Origin of the sequence: Streptomyces sp. NTH33 (genome assembly GCF_003236365.1) — a bacterium.
GTDB lineage: Bacteria > Actinomycetota > Actinomycetes > Streptomycetales > Streptomycetaceae > Streptomyces.
The window spans coordinates 1-19,749 of the sequence record NZ_POTZ01000032.1 but is presented as its reverse complement, the minus strand read 5'-3'; the positions used below and the strand labels follow the sequence as shown (position 1 = coordinate 19,749).

The 19,749-nt window shown below is 71.4% G+C and carries 8 protein-coding genes; 6 read left to right on the top strand and 2 right to left on the bottom strand.

Features of this window, described 5'->3' with window-relative positions; genetic code table 11:
* Positions 1-17: 17 nt before the first annotated feature.
* On the bottom strand, positions 18-6,317 hold the full coding sequence (locus tag C1I97_RS05510) for a protein kinase domain-containing protein (RefSeq protein ID WP_111002092.1): 6,300 nt from the start codon (positions 6,315-6,317) through the stop codon (positions 18-20).
* A gap of 241 nt (positions 6,318-6,558) precedes the next feature.
* Here C1I97_RS05510 and C1I97_RS41125 point away from each other — a divergent pair, with 241 nt between their 5' ends.
* The 6 genes from C1I97_RS41125 (at position 6,559) to fusA (ending at position 18,988) form a co-directional block, all read left to right on the top strand.
* Positions 6,559-9,780: a sigma-70 family RNA polymerase sigma factor gene (locus tag C1I97_RS41125; protein WP_258382433.1), complete on the top strand. Its 3,222-nt coding sequence runs from the start codon at positions 6,559-6,561 to the stop codon at positions 9,778-9,780.
* Positions 9,781-9,849: 69 nt separating this feature from the next.
* Positions 9,850-12,984 (top strand): helicase-related protein, encoded by a 3,135-nt coding sequence (locus C1I97_RS05495; protein WP_111002091.1) that lies wholly within the window; start codon positions 9,850-9,852, stop codon positions 12,982-12,984.
* Positions 12,981-14,828 (top strand): DUF1998 domain-containing protein, encoded by a 1,848-nt coding sequence (gene drmB, locus C1I97_RS05490; protein WP_111002090.1) that lies wholly within the window; start codon positions 12,981-12,983, stop codon positions 14,826-14,828. The genes C1I97_RS05495 and drmB overlap by 4 nt, the downstream gene beginning before the upstream one ends.
* The gene (locus C1I97_RS05485; RefSeq protein ID WP_111002089.1) at positions 14,825-15,910 is read left to right on the top strand and encodes a DNA helicase; all 1,086 of its coding nucleotides are present in this window, start codon (positions 14,825-14,827) and stop codon (positions 15,908-15,910) included. The genes drmB and C1I97_RS05485 overlap by 4 nt, the downstream gene beginning before the upstream one ends.
* A gap of 31 nt (positions 15,911-15,941) precedes the next feature.
* Positions 15,942-16,451: a hypothetical protein gene (locus C1I97_RS05480; RefSeq protein WP_111002088.1), complete on the top strand. Its 510-nt coding sequence runs from the start codon at positions 15,942-15,944 to the stop codon at positions 16,449-16,451.
* A 437-nt stretch (positions 16,452-16,888) separates the two neighbouring features.
* Positions 16,889-18,988 (top strand): elongation factor G, encoded by a 2,100-nt coding sequence (fusA, locus tag C1I97_RS05475; protein ID WP_111002087.1) that lies wholly within the window; start codon positions 16,889-16,891, stop codon positions 18,986-18,988.
* Positions 18,989-19,162: 174 nt separating this feature from the next.
* On the opposite strand, the gene C1I97_RS05470 is transcribed toward fusA, so the two are convergent.
* Complete coding sequence (locus C1I97_RS05470; protein WP_111002086.1) at positions 19,163-19,447, bottom strand: hypothetical protein; 285 nt, start codon at positions 19,445-19,447, stop codon at positions 19,163-19,165.
* Positions 19,448-19,749: the final 302 nt, after the last annotated feature.

Below are 19,749 nucleotides of genomic sequence, written 5' to 3'. Positions count from 1 at the left end.
TCCTCTGGAAAGGGTGGTCAGTTGGCGGAAGAAGTGCCGAAGTAGCGGGTGTTGGCGGCGGCGATCGCGTCCCAGTCGGCGCCGAGCGGGAAGCGGATGACGTCCCAACTGGCGTTGAAGAGACGGTCCTCGGCGTCCTCGTCCCGGAAGGTGTCCTGTTCCTTGTCGGGCGTGTCCACGAAGACGGCCACGTTCCCGCCCGGGAGCCGGTACACGAAGTCCGGCATCGCGTTGGCCTCGGTGAGGAACGGGCCCGCCTCGTCCGGGAGGTTCAGCCCCCGCGCCTTCGCCCAGCCCAGGAAGTCACCCTGCGCGGCCAGTTCGGCGGCGGTCGACGACTCGACCGCAGTCGGTGCCGCGGGATCCTGGTCGAGCAGGCGGCGGTACTGCTCCGACCGAGACTCCCCGCGCGACTCGCGCTCGGCCGTCGCCGAGGCGAACCGCACCAGCAACTCCCGCACCGAGTGGCGGTTGATCAGCGCGTGGTCGAGCTGGTTGCCGTACGTCAGCAGGCACTCGTAGCAGCCGCGGGCGCACGGTCGGTCCGGGTGCGGGCCGCCGAGGTCGGTGCCGTTCTCGTCGAAGTGGCAGATCGACAGGGCGTACCGGGCCGCCTTCGCCAGGGCGTCCGGCTCCGCCTGGAGGCGGCGCAGCACGCCCGCGCCGCCCTCGGCCGCCTCCGTGAACAGCAGCCGGTCGTGGGGGCCGCCGTCCGGCGGCAGCAGCTCGCTGGACAGCTCGGCGTCCTCCAGCTCGAAGGCGGCCTCGATGCCCCGCTCCAGCGCGTACATCAGGGACAGCGCCTCAGGCTCGGGCAGCGGCTCGTCGAGGGTGACGACGAGGATGTTGCGGCGGTCCTCCACGTAGGGGATGACCCGCTTCTTGCGGCGCCGCTCCTTGCCCTCCTCGTCGACCACCGGCAGCTCGCTGGAGTCGCCGGAGGCCTCGGCGGCGTCCTTGTCGTTCATCCAGCGGCCGTCGGCGAGGTCGAGCCAGTAGCCCGGCGGCTCGTCCCGCTTGGCGCGCACCCGACCGAGGTTGGTGATGCGGACGGTCGCCGAGTCGCCGTACGCGAGGTTGGCCAGCGGCGCACCCGAGGCCTGTGCGACGGAGGCGTTGAGGCGGCCCTTGCGGGCGCCGTGGTCCTGGAAGCGGTACGACGTCTCCAGGCGGAAGCCGGCCCGGCGCCGCTCCTCCTCGTCGGAGGAGATCCGCTCCCGGCGCGTGGTGTAGACGGTGTGGAGCTGCAGCAGGCCGTGCGTCGCCGCGCCCAGCGGTTCGTCGCACATCTGGCAGCGGTCCTGGCGCTCGGCCGGGTCGTGGTGGTAGCCGCACTGGGTGCAGCGGCGGGCCTCGCTGGTCGCCAGGTCGCCGGAGGAGTCCGGCGGCAGCTGGATGCGGGTCACCTGGTAGCGGGCGCCCTCGTGGTAGATGAGCGCGCCGGGGCCGAACTCGCGGATGGCGAGGAAGCGGGGCCGTTGGAGGTAGTCGCCGTCGCCGCGGCGGCGGCCGATCGTCGGGATGTAGGCGGCCAGCGGCAGGCGCGGGAAGCTGTAGCCGGGCAGGAAGCCCTCGGAGGCCAGGTAGCGGTAGGGGTTGAAGTCGGAGAGGACCGACCTGCTGTCGACGCTCTCGTTCATCAGCAGGGTCAGCTGCGTCTCCGCCTCGCGGCGGCGGGCGTTGGCCCGATTGCGGTCGCTCTCGGTGAGGCTGTAGTCCAGGCGCCGCTTGTTCTGGATGTACTGGTCGTCGAGCGCGGCGCGGAACAGCTGCCGCCACCGGTCGAAGGCCCGGTCGAAGCGCTCCGGCACCGTGCGCACCCGGTCCTGGATCCAGTCGTCGTGCCACCACGTCGTGTCGGCGAAGTCCGGCAGCAGCGGGCCGAGCACCCGCAGCGCCGCGTCCACCGTGCGGTCCTGCGCACTCTCGTCCAGGGAGGCCGCGAGGATGTCGGGCAGCAGCTCCAGCGCCGGGTCGGGGCGGTCGCCGGTGTCCGGGTACGACACGTCCAGGAGCTCGGGTATCGCGCGGCCCAGCTTCAGGCCGGCCTCCGCGATCCATATGCCCTGGAGATGAGAGAGGACGAGGTCCTCGTTGGCGAGGTCCAGGCGCGGCGGCGCCACCGCGCCCGCGACCATGCGCTCCGAGCGGCGGAAGTAGTACTGGTCGTGGCTGTTGCCCGTCGCGCAGTACGTCGTCACCAGCGCGGGCTGGCCGCTGCGGCCCGCACGGCCCGAACGCTGGGCGTAGTTGGCGGGTGTGGGCGGCACGTTGCGCATCATCACCGCGTTGAGGGAGGAGATGTCGACGCCCAGCTCCATCGTGGGGGAGCAGTACAGCAGCTTCAGCTCCGCCTTGCGGAACGCCTCCTCGCGCCGCTCCCGCTCCTCCGGCGCCACTTGGGCGGTGTGCTCGCGCGCGAACAGTCCGGCCAGCGCGCTCGCCGCCTCCTTGTACAGGTCCCGGAAGAACGTGTTCACCCGCGGTCCGTCGCCGCTTGGATAGGTGCGCGTCAACGGGTCGTGCGCGCCCGTCTCGCCCTTGCCCGCCCGCCAGACCAGCGACTGGGCCGCGACCCGGTAACCGGTCGTGGCCGGGGTGTTGGCCTTGCGGTAGCGGCCCGCGCGCTGCGGGGCCTCCGCCACCTCCTTCACCAGGCCGCCCGCGGTCAGGACCTTCAGCAGTTCCGCGATGACGAGCTGCAGGTCGTCGGGGGAGAGTTTCTTGAACGAGGCGTCGGCGCGCCTGAGGTACTTGCCGAACTTGCCCCGCGCCGACAGGAACAGGCCCGAGCGGTCCAGTCCGCGGCCCGACGACGGGTGCGGGTAGGCGGTGCCGACGCTCGGGCGGTCGGACGCCGACAGCATCCACGGGTCCACCAGCCGTTCCTCGCTCGCCCGCTGCAACGCGTCGAAGTCGTCGCGGAAGTAGGACACGTCGATGGCGAGCGACCGGCGCATCTCGTTGAGCAGCGCCTTCATGATCTCGGCCCGCAGAGAGGGGTCGGCGTCCCGCAGCGCCGCGTGGGTGTCCGCCCAGCGGTCCTGCTTGTCGGCGATCCAGTGCAGGTCGGCGTAGTCGATCTCCAGCAGACCCGTCTGCTCCAGGTTGGGCATGGTGATGCGCCAGCCGCGCTCCAGGTCGAGGTAGAGGCGGAAGGCGATCACGTCGCGCAGCGTCTTCGCCGCGGCGCGGGCCAGCGACGGGGGCTGGTCGGCGTCGCCGGTGTAGTCCACGGGGGCGATCGCGAGCGCGTTGGTCACCGCGGAGGCCAGCTCCTCGTGGGTGAGGCCGTCCTCGCCCGCGTCCAGGGCGGCCCGGTACAGGGCCCCACGCAACTGGGTGATCTGCACGAAGTCGTTGAAGTGGCCGGCCTGGAGGGAGGCGTCCTGGCGGTTGTCGACGAAGGTGAGGAGCTTGCGCGCCTCCTTGTCCAGCGCCTCCTCCGGCACGGACTTCAGGGACCGCACGATCGACGCGGAGACGAGGGAGGTCGCCGACGAGCGGCCCTCCTGGTCCAGCGTCGCCAGCTTCGCGAAGTCCCGGCCGCGCGTCTGCTCGTAGGCCACCCCGCAGTGCAGGCAGAACAGGAACGGCGACGGGATGAACGCGGCCCGCAGCTCGCCCCGGCCCTCGTAGCCGAGCGGGTCGACCGTCACCGCGCGCGGCACCCGGTCGCGGTACGTCTTCTTGACGACCTCCTGGCCCCCGCCGTCCAACTCCAGCCAGGACTCCGGCAGCCGGCGGTCGTCGACGGCGTACTGGACGCTGGAGGGCCAGGCGCGCTCGTCGTCGACGTAGAGGTAGCCGTCGCCCTGCCGCCCGCCCGTGGCGGAGGTGTCCCGGCGGGCCTCGTAGCGGACCTCGCCGTCCTTCTCGGTGCGCCAGACCGTCAGGTACTCCTGGCCGCACTCCCGGCAGAACGCCAGCGGCATCAGCAACTTGCCGCCGCTGCCCGGCTGCTCCAGCTGGTAGGAACGGGTGAGGTGGCGGGAGAGCTTGTCCTCCAGGGTGACGTAGACGGTGTCGCCCTTGGAGAGGAACTGGTGCAGCCGGAAAGCGAACAGGGGACGGTCGGTGACCGGGTGCCGGGCCTGCGAACCGGCTTCCAGGGTTGCCTCGATGGCCTTCACGCAGTCGTCCTTGGGGACGCCGGACCGCTCGGCCAGCTCGCGCGCCGCAACCTCGATCTTCGTGGGCTGCCGGCGCACCAGCCGGCCCGTCGCCCCGTCCGTGGCCAGGCCGAAGCGCGTCTCGATCCAGCGGGCCAGCGGGTCGCGCACCAGATCGGCGTACGCGCGCGGCGCGGCGGGGGAGGCCAGGCGCTCGGCGGGAACGGTGTCGGGCGCCTCGTCGGTCGCGCGGACCAGCGTCTCGCCGATGACGTGCTCCGGGCTGACCGCCGTACCGAACAGGGTGCTCGCCACACCGGCGACGACCTTCTTCTGGTCCTCGACGGTGCCCTCGGTCGACATGGTCGCCGAGGTGCCGATGCACTGCACGTCCGGGGCCTGGCAGGCCTCGCGGACCCGGCGGATGAGCAGGGCCACGTCGGCGCCCTGCCGGCCGCGGTAGGTGTGCAGCTCGTCGAAGACCAGGAACTCCAGGCCCTTGGCCATCTTGATGAGGCTGGCCCGGTCCGCCGGCCGGGTCAGCATCAGTTCCAGCATCACGTAGTTGGTGAGCAGGATGTCCGGCGGGTTGTCGCGGATCTCCCTGCGCTTCGCGTCGTCCTCCTGGCCCGTGTAGCGGGCGAAGGTGACCGGTTCGCGGCCCTGGCCGTAGCCGTCGCGAAGGTATTTCTCGAGTTCCTTGAGCTGACTGTTCGCCAGGGCGTTCATGGGGTACACGATGATGGCGCGCACCCTCTTCTCGGCCTTCGGGCCTTGGGAGTCCCGCTCATGAAGTACCCGGTTCACGATCGGAACGATGTAGGACAGCGACTTGCCGGACCCGGTGCCGGTCGTCAGCACGTAAGAGGCGCCGTGCGCGGCGGCGTCGATGGCCTCGCGCTGGTGGCGGTGGAGGGTGAGCGGCCGGCCGTCCGGGACCGTGCCTCCTTCCGTCTTGCCTGCCTGGAAGATGCGGGCGCACTCCGGGTGGAGCACCTTCTCCCCGACCAGTTCGGCGACCGTTCCGCCGCTCTGGAAGAACGGGTTGAGCGACAGCCACGGGTCCGGCCACTGCGCCTTGTCGTCGAGGTCCTTCTCCACGAACGCGGCGACGCGGTCGTCGCGGATCACGGTGCCGCCCTCGGTGAAGGAGCGGTAGTCCTTGATGAGCGCGCGGTGCACGCCGAAGACGTCCATCGCCGTGCCGGAGGCGGTGACCGGCGCGGGCCGCGGGGTGGGTGTGGACGAGGAAGTGGTGGTGCGGGCAGCGGCGGTGGCGGCCAGGTGTCGTGCCGGGTCGAAGGCGCTCCAGTGGGGGAGTTGGGAGGTGTCCCCGTCCCGCACGGCCAGCGGGTGCAGGGCGTCGCGGACTTCGGCCGCGTTCGCGGGGCGGTCGGCCGGGTCCTTCGCGAGCAGCCGGCCGACGAGGCGGATCAGTTCGGCGGGGATCCCGCCGCGGATGATGCCGAGGGGAACCGGCTCGGCCTCGAGGTGCTTGCGGGCGAGTTCGAAGGGCGACTCGCTGACGAAGGGCGGTATTCCGACGAGCATTTCGTACAGCACACAGCCGAGCGCGTACAGGTCGGCGGCCTGGGTTACCTGGCGGGCCTGGAACTGCTCGGGTGCCATGTAGCGGGCGGTGCCCACGCTTACGCCGGTGCTGGTGAGCCGTGCCTCGTCGGGGTCGTCGACGATACGGCCCATGCCGAAGTCGAGGACCTTGACGGTTCCGCCGCGGGTCAGCATGACGTTCGCGGGCTTCAGGTCGCGGTGCACCACGTCGGCCGCGTGGGCGGCACAGAGACCGTCGGCCATCTGGGCGCCGATCGCGGCCACCCAGGAGATGGGCAGCTGGCGCTCCTCCTCGATGAGGTCGCGCAGTGTCTCGCCGTCCAGGAACTCCATCGCCAGGTAAGGCAGTCCACCGTCCTCGCTGACCCCACCGGCGATGAGCCGCGTCAGGTTCGGGTGCTCGAGGCGGCGCATGATGCGGACCTCGCGCGCGAAGCGCTCCGCCGACTTGGGGTCCGCGCCGGTGTCGATCAGGGCGCCCGTGCGGCGGCGCAGGATCGTCTTCAAGGCGACGGTGCGCTCGGCGCTGCCCTCCGGAGCCTGAAGATCCTCGGCCCGGTGCACCTCCCCCATGTTGCCCTTGCCGATGACCTGTCCGATGCGGAACCTGCCATCGATCAGCTCCTGGCCCACGGCCGCCCCTCTTCCCCAACTCTGCTGCCTTGTGCAGGGACTCGCCCGCCCCTTGGTGTGCTGCGCTCCGCTGACTTTCCTTCAGGGAGCACGGCTTTCGGCACCGTACACGAAGGTTGCCAGCTTTTCTAGACCTCTCGTGTGTTGACATTGTTAACGCGTTACCGCTACGCTCTGACGTGCAATCGGGTTGGGGGTGGAGGCCTTGGGGCGTCAACTGGCCGGAGAATCCGGCACATCCGTGTCGAAGGCCGCTCTGGGTGGCCTGCTGAAGCAGTTGCGGCGTGCCGCGGTGCACGGCGTGGTGCCCGAACGCGAGTTCCTTCAGGGCGTGCAAGCGCTCGCCCTGGACGACGGCGAACGGGACCGGTTGCGCAGCGAGCTCGCCCGGCTGGGTCTGCCCGTGCGGGATTTGCACACGCACGCAGACTTCGACTCGCGTGGTGGTGAAAAGGTTGCACGTGAAGGTGGAGAAACTGTGTTTCCGCGTGTCGCGATTGCGCAGGTCCTGCTGTCGCGGTACAGCGACGCCACGGGGTGCGTGACGTCCCGGGCCCTTGAGGGCGTCGTACGGCTGGCGGGACTTGACGCCAGGGAAGCCGCGGAGCTGCGGGCCGGGGCCAGTGTGCGGCGGGACTCCGACGGTGCCGTGGAGGGGGAGCCCGGTGGTGCGGAGGCATCCCAGGGACCTCATGAGGTCGCCGTGGCGACCACGCCGGACGAGGTCGGGGCCGCGGCTGACGACGGCCTCACCGACGCCGTGGCGGCCGCGATGGCCGTGCTGGAGGCCGACCGGCTCGAGCGGCGGCCGGAGAAGCGGATGCTCAGCGCTGACGCCGAGGTGGGACTGGCCGTGCTGGTCCGAGGCGGGGCGGACCGGGTCGCCCAGGAACCCGGCGAGGAGGAGCTGAAGGCGCTGCCGAGGGACGACATCCGGATCCGCGCCCGCGACTGCCTGGTCGTCCACAATCAGGGCCTGGTGCACTCCCTCGTTCGGACCGTGCTGGAACAGGGCCTGGACTACGAGGACCTGTTCCAGCACGGCGTGCTCGGGCTGATGCGGGCGGCGCGGAAGTTCGACCCGATGATGGGCAACAAGTTCTCCACCTACGCGACATGGTGGATTCGGCAGGCGATGACACGTGCCATCGCCGACGAAGGCGCCATCATTCGCATCCCCGTCCACATGCACGAGCAGATCCGCAAGGTGGCCGGCGCCGAGCGGGCCCTGGCCGCGCAGGGACGACCGGCGACTGCGGCCGACGTGGCGGTGGCGTGCGACCTGAGCCTGGAGAAGGTGGAGCAGGCCCGGAAGCTGAGCCGTCGTACGGACTCCCTCGACCGGATCATCGGCGACGGGGCGACGCTCGCGGATTTCGTGGGGCGGACGCAGCCGTTGCCGTCCGTGGAGAAACAGGTGCTGGACGTCCTGCACGCCGCAGAGGTCATGGCCGTGGTGAACACGTTCAGCGGACGTGATCACCGGATCCTCGTACGGCGGCTGGGGCTCGACGGGGACGAACGGTCGACGCTGGACGAGCTGGGGGCCGAGTTCGGTGTGACCCGGGAGCGCATCCGGCAGCTGGAGGTGAAGCTGCGGCCGGAGCTGAAGGAACGGCTGCGCGTGGCCGGCCTCTTCGGGGTGGACCTGGACGCCGAGTGCGAGAAGGCCGAGCGTGCGGCGGAACGGGCCGCCGAGGCGGTACGAGCAGCCCGTGTCGCCCGCGCCATCCACGCGGCCCGGCACGCTTTCCGCAGGGCCAGGGCGGAGCGCTTTGCCAGGCCTGCCACGGAGGAAGCACGGGTGGCCACGGTGCCGGCCCGGACTGTGGTGGTGGACGCGAGCGGTGACGCGCCGATTGCCGAGGCGGCGGCCGAGGTCGCGGCGGTGCCGGAGGCCGAGGCGGCTACGGGCGGCGAGGGGGCCACCGAGGTGGGGGAGGTCGCTGACCTCGGAGTGATGAGCCCGACGACCGACGCGATGACGGATGCCGCAGAGGACGCGAGCACTGAGGAGGCCGCTGACGCCGAGGCGGTGACGCCGACGTCCGACGAGGTCTTCGAGCCCACGCGGGAAGCGGCTGACGCGACCGTGGGGGACACAGGGGCGGAGCCCGCCCCTGTGCCCGACACGGTGCCGACCACGGACGCCGCCGACTGGGACAAGGCCATCACGATGACGCGACCGCCCTTCGGCGGAGAGGTGGCCTGGCTCGCCGAGTACGCGCTGCTGGCCGTGGGGCGCCCGCAACTGGGCGTGCTGCTCGGCTCGTCCGCCGCGGACACCGTGGTCCGGGCGGCGCGGCAGCGAGGCATGCTCAACTGTCACGTCATCAGGGCCCTGGAAGTGCTCAAGGGTGTCTTCGACGCGCTCAAGAAGCTGGGGCTGCGCCCCGAGCACTTCTTCGAGCGACCTGCTGAGGCCCTCGTAGGGGTCACCCCCCGGGCGTACCTGGCCGCGCGACCTCTGGTGGGGAGCGAGTCGCGTCTCGCCGTCCGCGACGCGCTGCGCGAGTTCGTCGACGCGCAGGCGAAACGCGACGAGCCGGCGCCGGGTAACGACGACACGAGCGTGCCCGAGGAGCCGCGGACCGACACCGGGGAATCCTCGGAACCGCCCTCCACGACGGCCGACCAACTGCTCGCCGAGGCCCGTGCCCAGCACGAGGCCGAGCTCGCCCGGCTGGCGCGGGAACACGAGCGTCGGCTCGCCGAGGAGCGGGTCGCCGCCGACGAGCGCCTCGCGGTTGCCCGTATGGAGGCCGAGCGGCAGCTCGACGCGCTGGAGGAGGAGCTGCTGTGCCGTGCGGACAGGGCCCGTGAGCGTCGTGAGCAGCACGTGCGGCGCCAGGCCGAGGAGCGCGTCGCGCGTCTGGAACAGGAGCACCACGAGGCGTACCAGGCGTTGCTGCGCAGGGCCGAAGACGCGGAGGAGGCCGCCCGGCAGGCGGACGGCGCCGAGGAGCGGGGCCACGCCCTGGAGCAGAGACTGCGGGAGTACCGCGAGGGCGCCGAAGCGCGCATCGCGGATCTCGAGTCACGGCTGTGGGAGGCCCAGACGGCCGCCACCGAGCGTGAACGTGCTGCTGGGGCGCGGATCGCCGAGCTGGAGGCAAGGCTGCGCAAGGCCGAGGCGGCCGCCGCCGAGCGGGAGCGCGCCGCCGCGTCGGCACGGGAGGAGTACCGCCAGGGTGCCCAGGTGCGGATCGCCGAGATCGAGGCGCGACTGCGGGAGGCCGAATCGGCGGTCGAGCAGCGGGATCTGTTCGTCGAGACGGCCCGTCGGCGCGCGGAGGGGGCCGAGCGGGAAGCCGTCCAGCGCATCGCGCGGAGCGAGCACGACGCCCGGCTGCGCGTCACCGAGTTGCAGACGCAGCTGAGCGACCTCCAGGCACAGCTCGCCGCCGCGCAGGAGGCGGCCCAGAGCCGCACCCTCCTCCGGGACCGCTGGCGCCGTTCCTGACACGCACGCCCGCCGGTCCCTCCGCCCGCCCGAGAATGCCACCGACCGACCACAACCACCAGGAACACCATGGACCCCCGACAGGAACTCGTCTCCTACCTCCGACGCCAACTCGTCGGGCCGGCCGGCGGCGAGCAGGAGACCCTCGACGCACCGCCCGACCGGCAGTACCTCATGGGCACCCTGTACCCCCAGGAGGCCGACCTCCAGCAGCAGCTGGATCTCGCGGCGGAGGAGCGCGACGGAGCCGGAACGGAGGGGAGGGCCGAGGACACCGCCCCGGCCGGCGACCCCGTGCCCGAGTCCAACTCCTGGCTGCCCTCCTCCCTCGGTTTCAGCTTCTACACCGACGCCACCACCGTGGAGATCGGCTGCACGGCCGCCCACTACCTGACCCGGGCCGGTACCGGCGAGCGCGGGCGCAGCTGGCAGCGGATCCCGCTTCCCGCCGAGACGCACACCCTCGGTCCCGACCGCGACCACGTCCCGGTCCTGGACGGACGTGCCGAACTCCGCATCCGACGTCGTGCGTTCGGCCCCGGGCAGCTGGTCACCGTCGCCCTGGTCAACGCCGCCCGGCACGAGACCGCCCTCGGCAAGGCGGCCCACTGGGACCGGATGCTGTTCCAGGTGGGGCTCGAGGCACGGCCGGTGGACGGCCGTGTGCTCCAGTACCCGAGCGTGCGACTGGCCAGTCGCGACCCGGAGGAGCAGGAACTGCGGCTGCAGTACCGGCATGTCCGCACCCACGCCGTCGGCCACGGCTGCGCGGTCGAGGAGCTGTACGACGACGCGGGCGAGGAGGTGACCGGCCTGCGGGCGGCCGTCATGCCCGAGGCCGAGGTCACCGGCGTACGCGCCGCGGGTCTGAGCGGCTCCCCGGTACTGAACCTCTGCCACCTCGCCGACCCCGGCGTTCCGGTCGAACAACTGCGGGAGGAACTCACCGAGTTCGCCGCCGACTACCGCGCCTGGTACGTCGGACAGCTCAACACGGAAGTCCCCGGGTGGGGGCGCGAGGCCGCCGACCGCATCCTGGCCCGCATAGGAGCCGCCGTCACCCGCATCGAGTCCGGCGTGCGCACCCTGTGCGACCCGCGCCGCCCCGAACTGCTGCACGCCTTCCGCGCCGCCAACCAGGCGATGGCCCTGCAGATGCGCCACTCCGCCCCCGACCTCGCCGGCACCCGGCGCTCCCGCCGGGACGCCGTGCCCGCCGTCGCCGAGCCCGCGCCCGAGGCCGCCTGGCGCCCCTTCCAGCTGGCGTTCTTCCTGCTCTCGCTGGACGGAGTGGCAGACCCCCGGCACCCCGACCGGACCGTGACGGACCTGATCTGGTTCCCGACCGGTGGCGGCAAGACCGAGGCGTACCTGCTGCTCGCCGCCTTCACCATGGTGCTCAGGCGCCGGGAACCCGACGGTGGCGGTACGGCCGTACTCAGCCGCTACACCCTCAGCCTGCTCACCACCCAGCAGTTCCAGCGGGCCGCCACCACCGTCTGCGCCCTGGAGACACTGCGCCGCGCCGACCCGGCGACATACGGCGACGAGCCCTTCTCCATCGGCCTGTGGGTCGGCGAGACCACCACTCCGAACACCTACGAAAAGGCCCGCGCGGCCTTCGACAACGCCCGCCAGGCCGCCACACCCGAGGACGTGTTCATCCTCGACCGCTGCCCGTGGTGCGGCACCCGCGTCCTGCCCGCCCACAAGTCGCCCGACATCGGTGACTACGGGGTGCGCGCCGCCGCCGACTCCTTCGCCTTCTTCTGCCCGCGCGAGGAGTGCGTGTTCCACGACGAACTGCCCGTCGCCGTCGTGGACGAGCAGCTGTACGACCGGCCGCCGACGTTCGTCCTCGGCACCGTCGACAAGTTCGCCCGGCTGGCCTGGGAGCCACGCGCGGGACGGTTGTTCGGTGCGGGTGGCACGCAGGGCGGGAGCCTTCCGCCGTCCCTCGTCATCCAGGACGAGCTGCACCTGCTCACCGGCCCGCTGGGCACCACCGTGGGGCTGTACGAGTCGGCCGTCCTCGGACTGTGCACCGCACCCGACGGCACCGGCCCCAAGGTGGTGGCGTCCACGGCCACCATCCGCCGCTCCGGCGAGCAGGTGCGCGCCCTGTACGGCGGTGAGGTCCAGCTCTTCCCGCCGGGCGGACTCGACGCCCGCCACTCCTACTTCGCCGAACCCGACACCTCCCGCCCCGGTCGCCGCTACCTCGGCGTCATGGCCCAGGGACACACCGCCGGCCGCGCCTCCGTGGCCACCGCCGCCGCCATGCTCCAGGGCGCCTGGGAGCTGCCCGAAGAACACCGCGACGCCTACTGGACCCTCGTCGCCTACCACCACAGCCTGCGCGAACTCGGCCGTACGGTCACCGCGGCGGCCGACGACATCCCCGCCCAGCTGGCCGGTCTCGACTCCGGCGGCGGCGTGCGCGTATTGGCGGACCATCAGGTCCAGGAGCTGACCAGCAACCTGCACCGGTCCGAGCAGCCCGTGCTGCTCGACCGGCTGGAGAAGCCCTGGAACGACCCGCAGTCGGTGTCCTTCCTGCCGTGCACGAACATGCTGTCCGTCGGTGTCGACGTCAAGCGGCTCGCCCTGATGCTGATGCAGGGCCAGCCGAAGACCACCGCCGAGTACATCCAGGCCACCAGCCGCGTCGGCCGGCACTCGGTTCCCGGACTCGTCGTGACCTTCTTCAACGCCACCCGTCCCAGGGACCGTTCGCACTACGAGACCTTCGACGTCTACCACCGCTCCCTCTATCGGCACGTCGAACCGACCAGCGTCACGCCCTGGTCCGTGCCCGCCCGCCGACGCGCCCTGCACGCCGCGCTCGTCGTCCTCGTACGGCACGAACTCGGGCTCGCCGCGGAGAACCAGGCCGGGCACGTGCTCGACCGGATGCCCGAAGCCGAGCAGCTCGCCGACCGGTTGGCGGCACGCGCCGAGACGGCCGAACCGGGCGCCGGCGAGGCCGTGCGCAAGGAACTCGCGGGTCTCCTCGCCGACTGGGAGGACGCCGCACGGGAAGCCCGCAAGGACGGCCGCGAGCTGTACTACCGCAGCCAGGGCAAGGGCCAGTCCAACCTGATCAAGAGCTTCGAACAGAACTACGGCCTGTGGGAGACACCGAACTCCATGCGCAACGTCGACCGGGAATGCCAGGTGACGGTGAAGGGAGCCGACCTGTGAGCCGCACACTCCGCGTACGCCAGTCCCAGACCGTGCTGCCGTTCGGCGTCGGAGCCGTCTTCGACATCCAGGGCGAGTCGTTCGTGGCCACCGGCATCGGCGACTGGCCGGCCAAGGCCAAACAGCGGATCGAGTCGCCCCGGCTCGCCTCCCGCCTCGGCGTCAGCGGCTTCTACGCCGCGCCGGCGACCGCCAACGACCGCTTCGACGTCCCCGACGCGCCCGGAGCACCGTACATCCGCTTCCCCTCCTGGCTGTTCTGCGGCGCCTGCCGGCGGATGAAGCGCTGGCGCATCGCCGACGAGAAGCCCGGGCAGCCGCCGCGCTGCCCGTCCTGCTCGCCGGCGCGGACGCTGGCGCCCATGCGGTTCGTGCAGATCTGCCAGGCCGGGCACCTCGGCGACGTCGACTGGTGGTTCTGGGCCCACTCCCGGCGCGACGCGGGCGAACGCCGGCGGTGCGGCGAACGGGAGAAGCTGCGCTTCCTGGTGTCCGAGCGGGCCTCCGGCCTCGAAGCGCTCTCCGTCGCCTGCACCGCCAAGGACTGCGGCGCCACCCGGGACCTGCTCGACATCCTCGGCACCCACGGCATGCGCTGCTCCGGCCGCAACCCCTGGCAGCGGAGGAGCGAGGAAGTGGAGTGCAACCGCCCGGTACAGGTCGTGCAGCGCACCGCCGGCAACCTGTACTACCCGATCACGCACTCCGCACTCGACATCCCCGAGACGGACGTACCGGCGTACGCCGACGACGAGGTCGCGGCCCAGGTGCGCGAACACGACCTGTGGGTGTCACTGTGCCGGGTGGCCGGGACTCCGCGCGCCGCCGTCTTCCAGACGATGATCCAGGAGGACACCGGCGCCGACGACGCCCTCCTGGAGGCCCTGCTCGCCGAGGAGACCGGGCAGGCCCCGGCGGCATCCGCCGACGCACCCACCGGCCCGGCACGGCCCGACCTCAGCCGCGAGGAGTGGGCCGCGTTCACGGCACCCGCCCCGCCCGCCACCCGGGACTTCGCCCTGCGCGAGACCACACTCGGCCTGGCCGGCGAGACCGCCGACCCGTGGGCCTCACTCGGCCGCCGCTTCGGCAGGATCGTCCTCGCCGACCGGCTGCGCGAGGTACGTGCCCTGTCCGGCTTCACCCGGGTCTCCCCGGACGCCACCGTCGTACCCGCCGACACCGCCCGCCGCCTGAAGTGGCTGCCCGCGGTGGAAGTGTTCGGCGAAGGCATCTTCCTCACCCTGAACCGGACCGAACTCACGACCTGGGAGGACGACGAGGACGTGCGCAAGCACGTCGCCGGAATGCGTGCCGACCTGGACCGCTCCTTCCAGAAGGACCGCCTGGAGACTCTGACCGGTTCGGAACTCGCCCCGCGGTTCGTCCTGCTGCACACACTCGCCCACCTGCTGATCCGCCAGCTCTCCTTCGAGTCCGGATACACCACGGCCAGCCTGCGCGAACGGATCTACGCCCGTTCTGAGCAGGACCAGTACGGCATCCTCGTCTACACCGCCGCCGGAGACGCCGAGGGCACCCTCGGCGGCCTCGTCCGCCAGGGCGAGCCGCCGCGACTCGTGGAAACCCTGCTGCGGATGACCGAGGCAGCCGCCTGGTGCTCGGCCGACCCGCTGTGCGCGGAACACACCGGCCAGGGCTTCGGCAACCTCAACCGTGCCGCCTGCCACGCCTGTGCGCTGCTCCCGGAGACCAGTTGCGAGACCGGCAACACACTGCTGGACCGGGCCCTCGTCGTCGGCGGCGAACACGTGCCCGGCTACCTGGAGTCCGTCGTCACCGCCGGCCGCGCCGCCGCGGCCGGTGCCCTGGAGCAGGCATGACCATCACCTACCTCGGCCTCACCCCGGAACAGCGCGGGTGCCTCGACGGAATCCCGTTCGACGGCAACCACTTGGTGAGTGGCCCACCGGGCAGCGGCAAGAGCCTCCTGGCAGTGCAGCGGGCCGTCATGCTCGCCCTCACCGGAACCCCGGTGACCCTGCTGACCTACTCCAACCTGCTGCGCCAGTCCCTGGCCGGCGCCGCCCACGCACTGGGCCCCACCGACCGCTCGGTCCGCGTCACGACCGCGCACTCCTGGCTCGCCGAGTGGTACGGAGGGAAGGCCCCGCGCGCTGCCGACGGCTGGTACGACTGGAGCGCCTTCTTCGACCGGGCCGCCGACACCGGCCCGGTCCCCGGTCTCACCCTGGTCGTCGACGAGGGCCAGGACCTGCCTCGCGAGTTCTACCTGCTCTGCCGGATGCTGGGGGCCCGTACGACGGTCTGCGCGGACGAGTACCAGCGGCTCACCGACACCAACTCCACCCTCGCGGACATCGCCCGGAGCCTGGGCCGGTGCGCCCGCCACGAACTCGAAGGCAACCACCGCAATACCCAGCAGATCGCGTCCCTGGCAGCCCACTTCCACACCGGCGCCGGGGTACCCGTGCTTCCGGACAGGCAGGGGCCACCCCCGCGTCTGCACCGCTTTCCCGAGCGCGGCGCCGCAGACCTGCTGATCCTGCTGGCGGAACGACATCCGCAGCGGAGCATCGGGGTGATCGTCAACTCCAAGCACACCCAGTTCTCCCTGCTGGGAAGCCTGTCGCACCGCGCGCCGCGGCTCAAGCCCCAGCTCTACACGTCCGACGCGAAGAGCGGCCAGTACCGCAACCTCGACCTCGGCCGTCCGGGCATCGTCCTCGCCCACCGCAAGAGCGCCAAGGGACTCGGCTTCGACATCGTCGTCGTCCCCGACACGCACACCGACGCCTCGGACGACCCCACGTCCGCCGTCCTGCGCATGCAGTACTACGTGCTGGCCACACGGGCCCGGAACGAACTCCACTTCGGCTACGAGGGCGAGACGGAACCTCCGCTGCTGGCTCAGGTGCCGACGCGGGACCTGATGCGCGGTTGAGCCGACACCTGCCCTGGTGCACGCTTGTGCGGTGAACGAGTCCGGCGAACTCATGCTGAGCGAACTCCAGAGACTGGATCCCGCGCGGCGCGCGGACGTCCTGCGTGTCCTGGACTGCGTTGTCCAGGGACTCCCGGCCCACTGGCGGCGCCGCAAGGGGGTGCCTCAGCTCATGGTTTTCCTCGACGGCCCGGAGAACGTGCGCATGGAGAAGATCAGTCTGAGCGAGCTGTCCAAGTACGGGTATCTCGACGAGATCCACCGCTGGCAGTACAGCGTCCCTTCGGAGAAGGCCAAGGAGCACGGCTGTGCCGCGCTGGTGTACGGGGACCGTATCCACGCGAGGATCAACGAGATCGTCCCCATGGGGTCGGCCTGGTGGCTTCCGGACACGTTCGTCTGCGTCTACATCGCGCATCGGGGGCAGCGGACGGACCACATGTACTTCTCGCTCGACTTCCGTGTGAAAGGCAGGATCTTCCCGAAGCTTGTGTTCCATGAGTGGGTGTTCGACGTCCTCGCCCGCGCCCGGCAGAGCTGATCGCGAAGGGCCGGAAGCCTCCCGGCGAAGCCACTGCAGGTGTTCGCCACGGGGAAGTGCCGTGAGAGGAAGCGAAATTCGATACGTTCCGCGCAGTCGAACCTGTTACGGTCGCCACACCCTGCGCGTAGCCCGATCCGTGGTGGCGCGCACCGCGATCAGAGAGGGGAGCCCGGCCGTGCGTGACCGCGTCGCTGTCGTCGTTCCCCCGTCGCGCTTCGAGATGATCCTGGTGTCTCGGTCCGTCCGGTGCTCGCTGCGCGGCCGGTACCGGATGCCCGTGTCGAGGGTCTGACCCAGTACGCCAGTACCGCTGACGGTCCGCTCGGTTGTCGAGCTGCCGGCCGGGTGGGTCGGGCAGGTGCGTCTGTCTCTCCTCGCTTCCTCGTACGGGAAATAGCGCTGCCCCTTTCCGCATCAGTGAAAGGCCATGGGCCGTGCGCAACACCGTCAACCCTCTCGCCACCCTCCGCAACCTCGGCATCCTCGCCCACGTCGACGCCGGCAAGACCACCGTCACCGAGCGGATCCTGTTCGCCACCGGGACCACGCACAAGCGGGGCGACGTGCACCACGGGACGACCGTCACCGACTTCGACCCGCTGGAGCGGGAGCGGGGCATCACCATCTCCTCGGCGGCCGTGAGCTGTGCCTGGGACGGGCACCGGCTCAACCTGATCGACACTCCGGGGCACGTCGACTTCGTCGACGAGGTCGAGCGGTCGCTGCGCGTGCTCGACGGAGCGGTCGCCGTGTTCGACGCCGTCGCGGGTGTGGAGCCGCAGAGCGAGTCGGTGTGGCGGCAGGCCGACCGGCACGGGGTGCCCCGGATCGCGTTCGTCAACAAGATGGACCGGGTCGGGGCCGATCTCGACACCGCCGTGGCATCCGTGCGGGAGCGGTTGCATCCGGTCCCGCTGGTCGTGCAACTGCCCATCGGGGCGGAGGGCGGGTTCCGCGGTGTCGTCGATCTGGTGCGTATGCGCGGCCTGCTCTGGGGCGATAGCGGTGACGGCGGTGACGTCGTCGGCGTCGTTCCGGTGCCCGACTCCTTGCGCGAGGAGGCCGTGCGCCGGCGGCGGGTCCTGGAAGAGGCGGTGGCCGAACGCCATCCGGTCGCGCTCGAGGAGTACTGCGAGCTGGAGACGTTGTCCGCGGCCACGCTCGCCACGGTGCTGCGCGACCTGACCCGTACCGGTGACGGTGTCGTCGTGCTGTGCGGCTCCGCCTTCCGCAACCGGGGGATCGAGCCGCTGCTCGACGCCGTCGTGGCCTACCTGCCCTCGCCGCTCGACGTTCCCGCCGTGCGCGGTACGCAGGACGGGCCCGAAGGGCAGGAGCGGGCCGCCGATCCGGCGGCTCCCTTCGCCGCGCTCGCCTTCAAGGTGAACGCCACCGCCACCGGGCGGCTGACCTACCTCCGCGTGTACTCGGGCTCGATCGAGAAAGGAGACACCGTGTGGAACCCGACCGCGCGGCGCACCGAGCGCATCGGGCGGATCCTGCGCGTGCAGGCCGACCGGCAGGTGCCGCTCGAACGCGCGCTCGCCGGGGACATCGCCGCCGTGGTCGGGTTGAAGTCCGCCCACGCGGGTTCCACCCTGTGCGATCCCCGGGCTCCGATCGTCCTCGAACCGCCCGGTGTGGCCGAGCCCGTCGTCTCCGTGGCCGTCGAGGCGCGCACGCGGACGGGCGTCGACCGGTTGGCGTCCGCCCTCGTCCGGCTGACCGAGGAGGATCCCTCGCTGGTCGTGCGGACCGACGCCGAGACCGGGCAGACGGTGCTGTCGGGCATGGGGGAGTTGCACCTGGAAGTGGCCGTGGAGAAGCTGCGTCAGGCCCACCGGATCGATGTCAACGAGGGCCGGCCCCGGGTGGCCTTCCGGGAGACGGTGGTGCGCGGGGTGTCCGGTGTGCTCTACCGGCATGTCAAACAGGACGGCGGGGCAGGGCAGTTCGCCCATGTCGTCCTGGACGTGGAGCCCGTGAAGCTCGTCAAGTCCGTCGAGCCCGGCGGCAGTGGGAACGGCTTCGCCTTCCGGTCGGTCGTCGTCGGTGGCCGTGTGCCGCAGGAATACGTCCGTGCGGTCGAGGCCGGCTGCCGTGACGCCCTGGCCGAAGGGCCGCTCGGCGGTCATCCGGTGACCGGGCTGCGCGTCACGCTGACCGACGGGGCGACCCATCCGAAGGACTCCTCCGAGATGGCGTTCCGCACAGCCGGGCGGCTCGGTCTCCGCGAGGCGTTGCGTGCCTGCGCGATGCGCCTGCTGGAACCGGTCGTCGAGGCGACGGTGACCGTTCCCGAGGACGCCGTGGGCGGTGTCCTCGCAGACCTCGCCGCACGGCGCGGCCGGGTCTCGGGCCATGTCACGCGCGCCGGTACGGCGGTGATCACCGCGACCGTTCCGCTGGCCGAAGTCTTCGGCTACGCGACCCGGTTGCGCAGCCGGACCCAGGGCCGGGGCATCTTCACGACCCGCCCCGCGGGGTACGCCCCTGCGCCGAGCCCGGCCCCGGCTGCGACACCGGCCGGGTAGTCAGCCAGCCGTACGCCGGTCCCTCCGTGGCACTCCGGGAGGGGGCGGTTCTGGTCTGGTTGTCGAGCACCGACAGGCGCCTGAGCACGAACGCTCCCACGACACCGGTCGCGGGAGCGTTCGGTGCGTTGCGCCCCACCCCTTCTGCCAGAGGTGGTGCTGGTTCGGCGTCGGTCAGACGGCCTGTGCCTTTTGCCGTTCACGGAGTTCGTGGACGTTGGCGGCGGTGAGGGTGCCGTCCTGCTGTTCGTAATGGGAGAGCGCGATGCCGAGACCGAAGAAGGTGGGTGCCCACTCCCCGACGAAGATACCCCAGCGATCGGCGCGGTCGAGGCCGGCGCCGGGCTCCATCTTCAGGCTGCTCACCCAGGCGGCGACGCTGAGGCCGATGGAGACCATGCCGGCGAGGTAGGCGTGTTCGCTACGGACGCCCATTTCATGCATTTTCTTGATGATCATTCGATGGGTCTCCGTTCCGTGAGGGGATCACAAGGACGAGTCCCCCAGCAGGGCGACCTTATTCACGGCTTTTGTGAGCTATGCCTGAATCGGCCGCTGGTGCTCAACCGCTGTGGTTCACCCTTGCGGCAACCCTTGACGGGCTCCCTCGGTCCGCGCGCTCTCGGTCCGTGCTTCCTGCCGCTTGCTGCTGGGGTGCGGCCTGGCGGTCCAGTACCTGGCCGCCTGGGACCCCCGTCCCGACTGTTTCGCTCGATCGGGTGGTGTCGGGCGTGGCGGGCACGGGCGGCCAGGTACTGGAC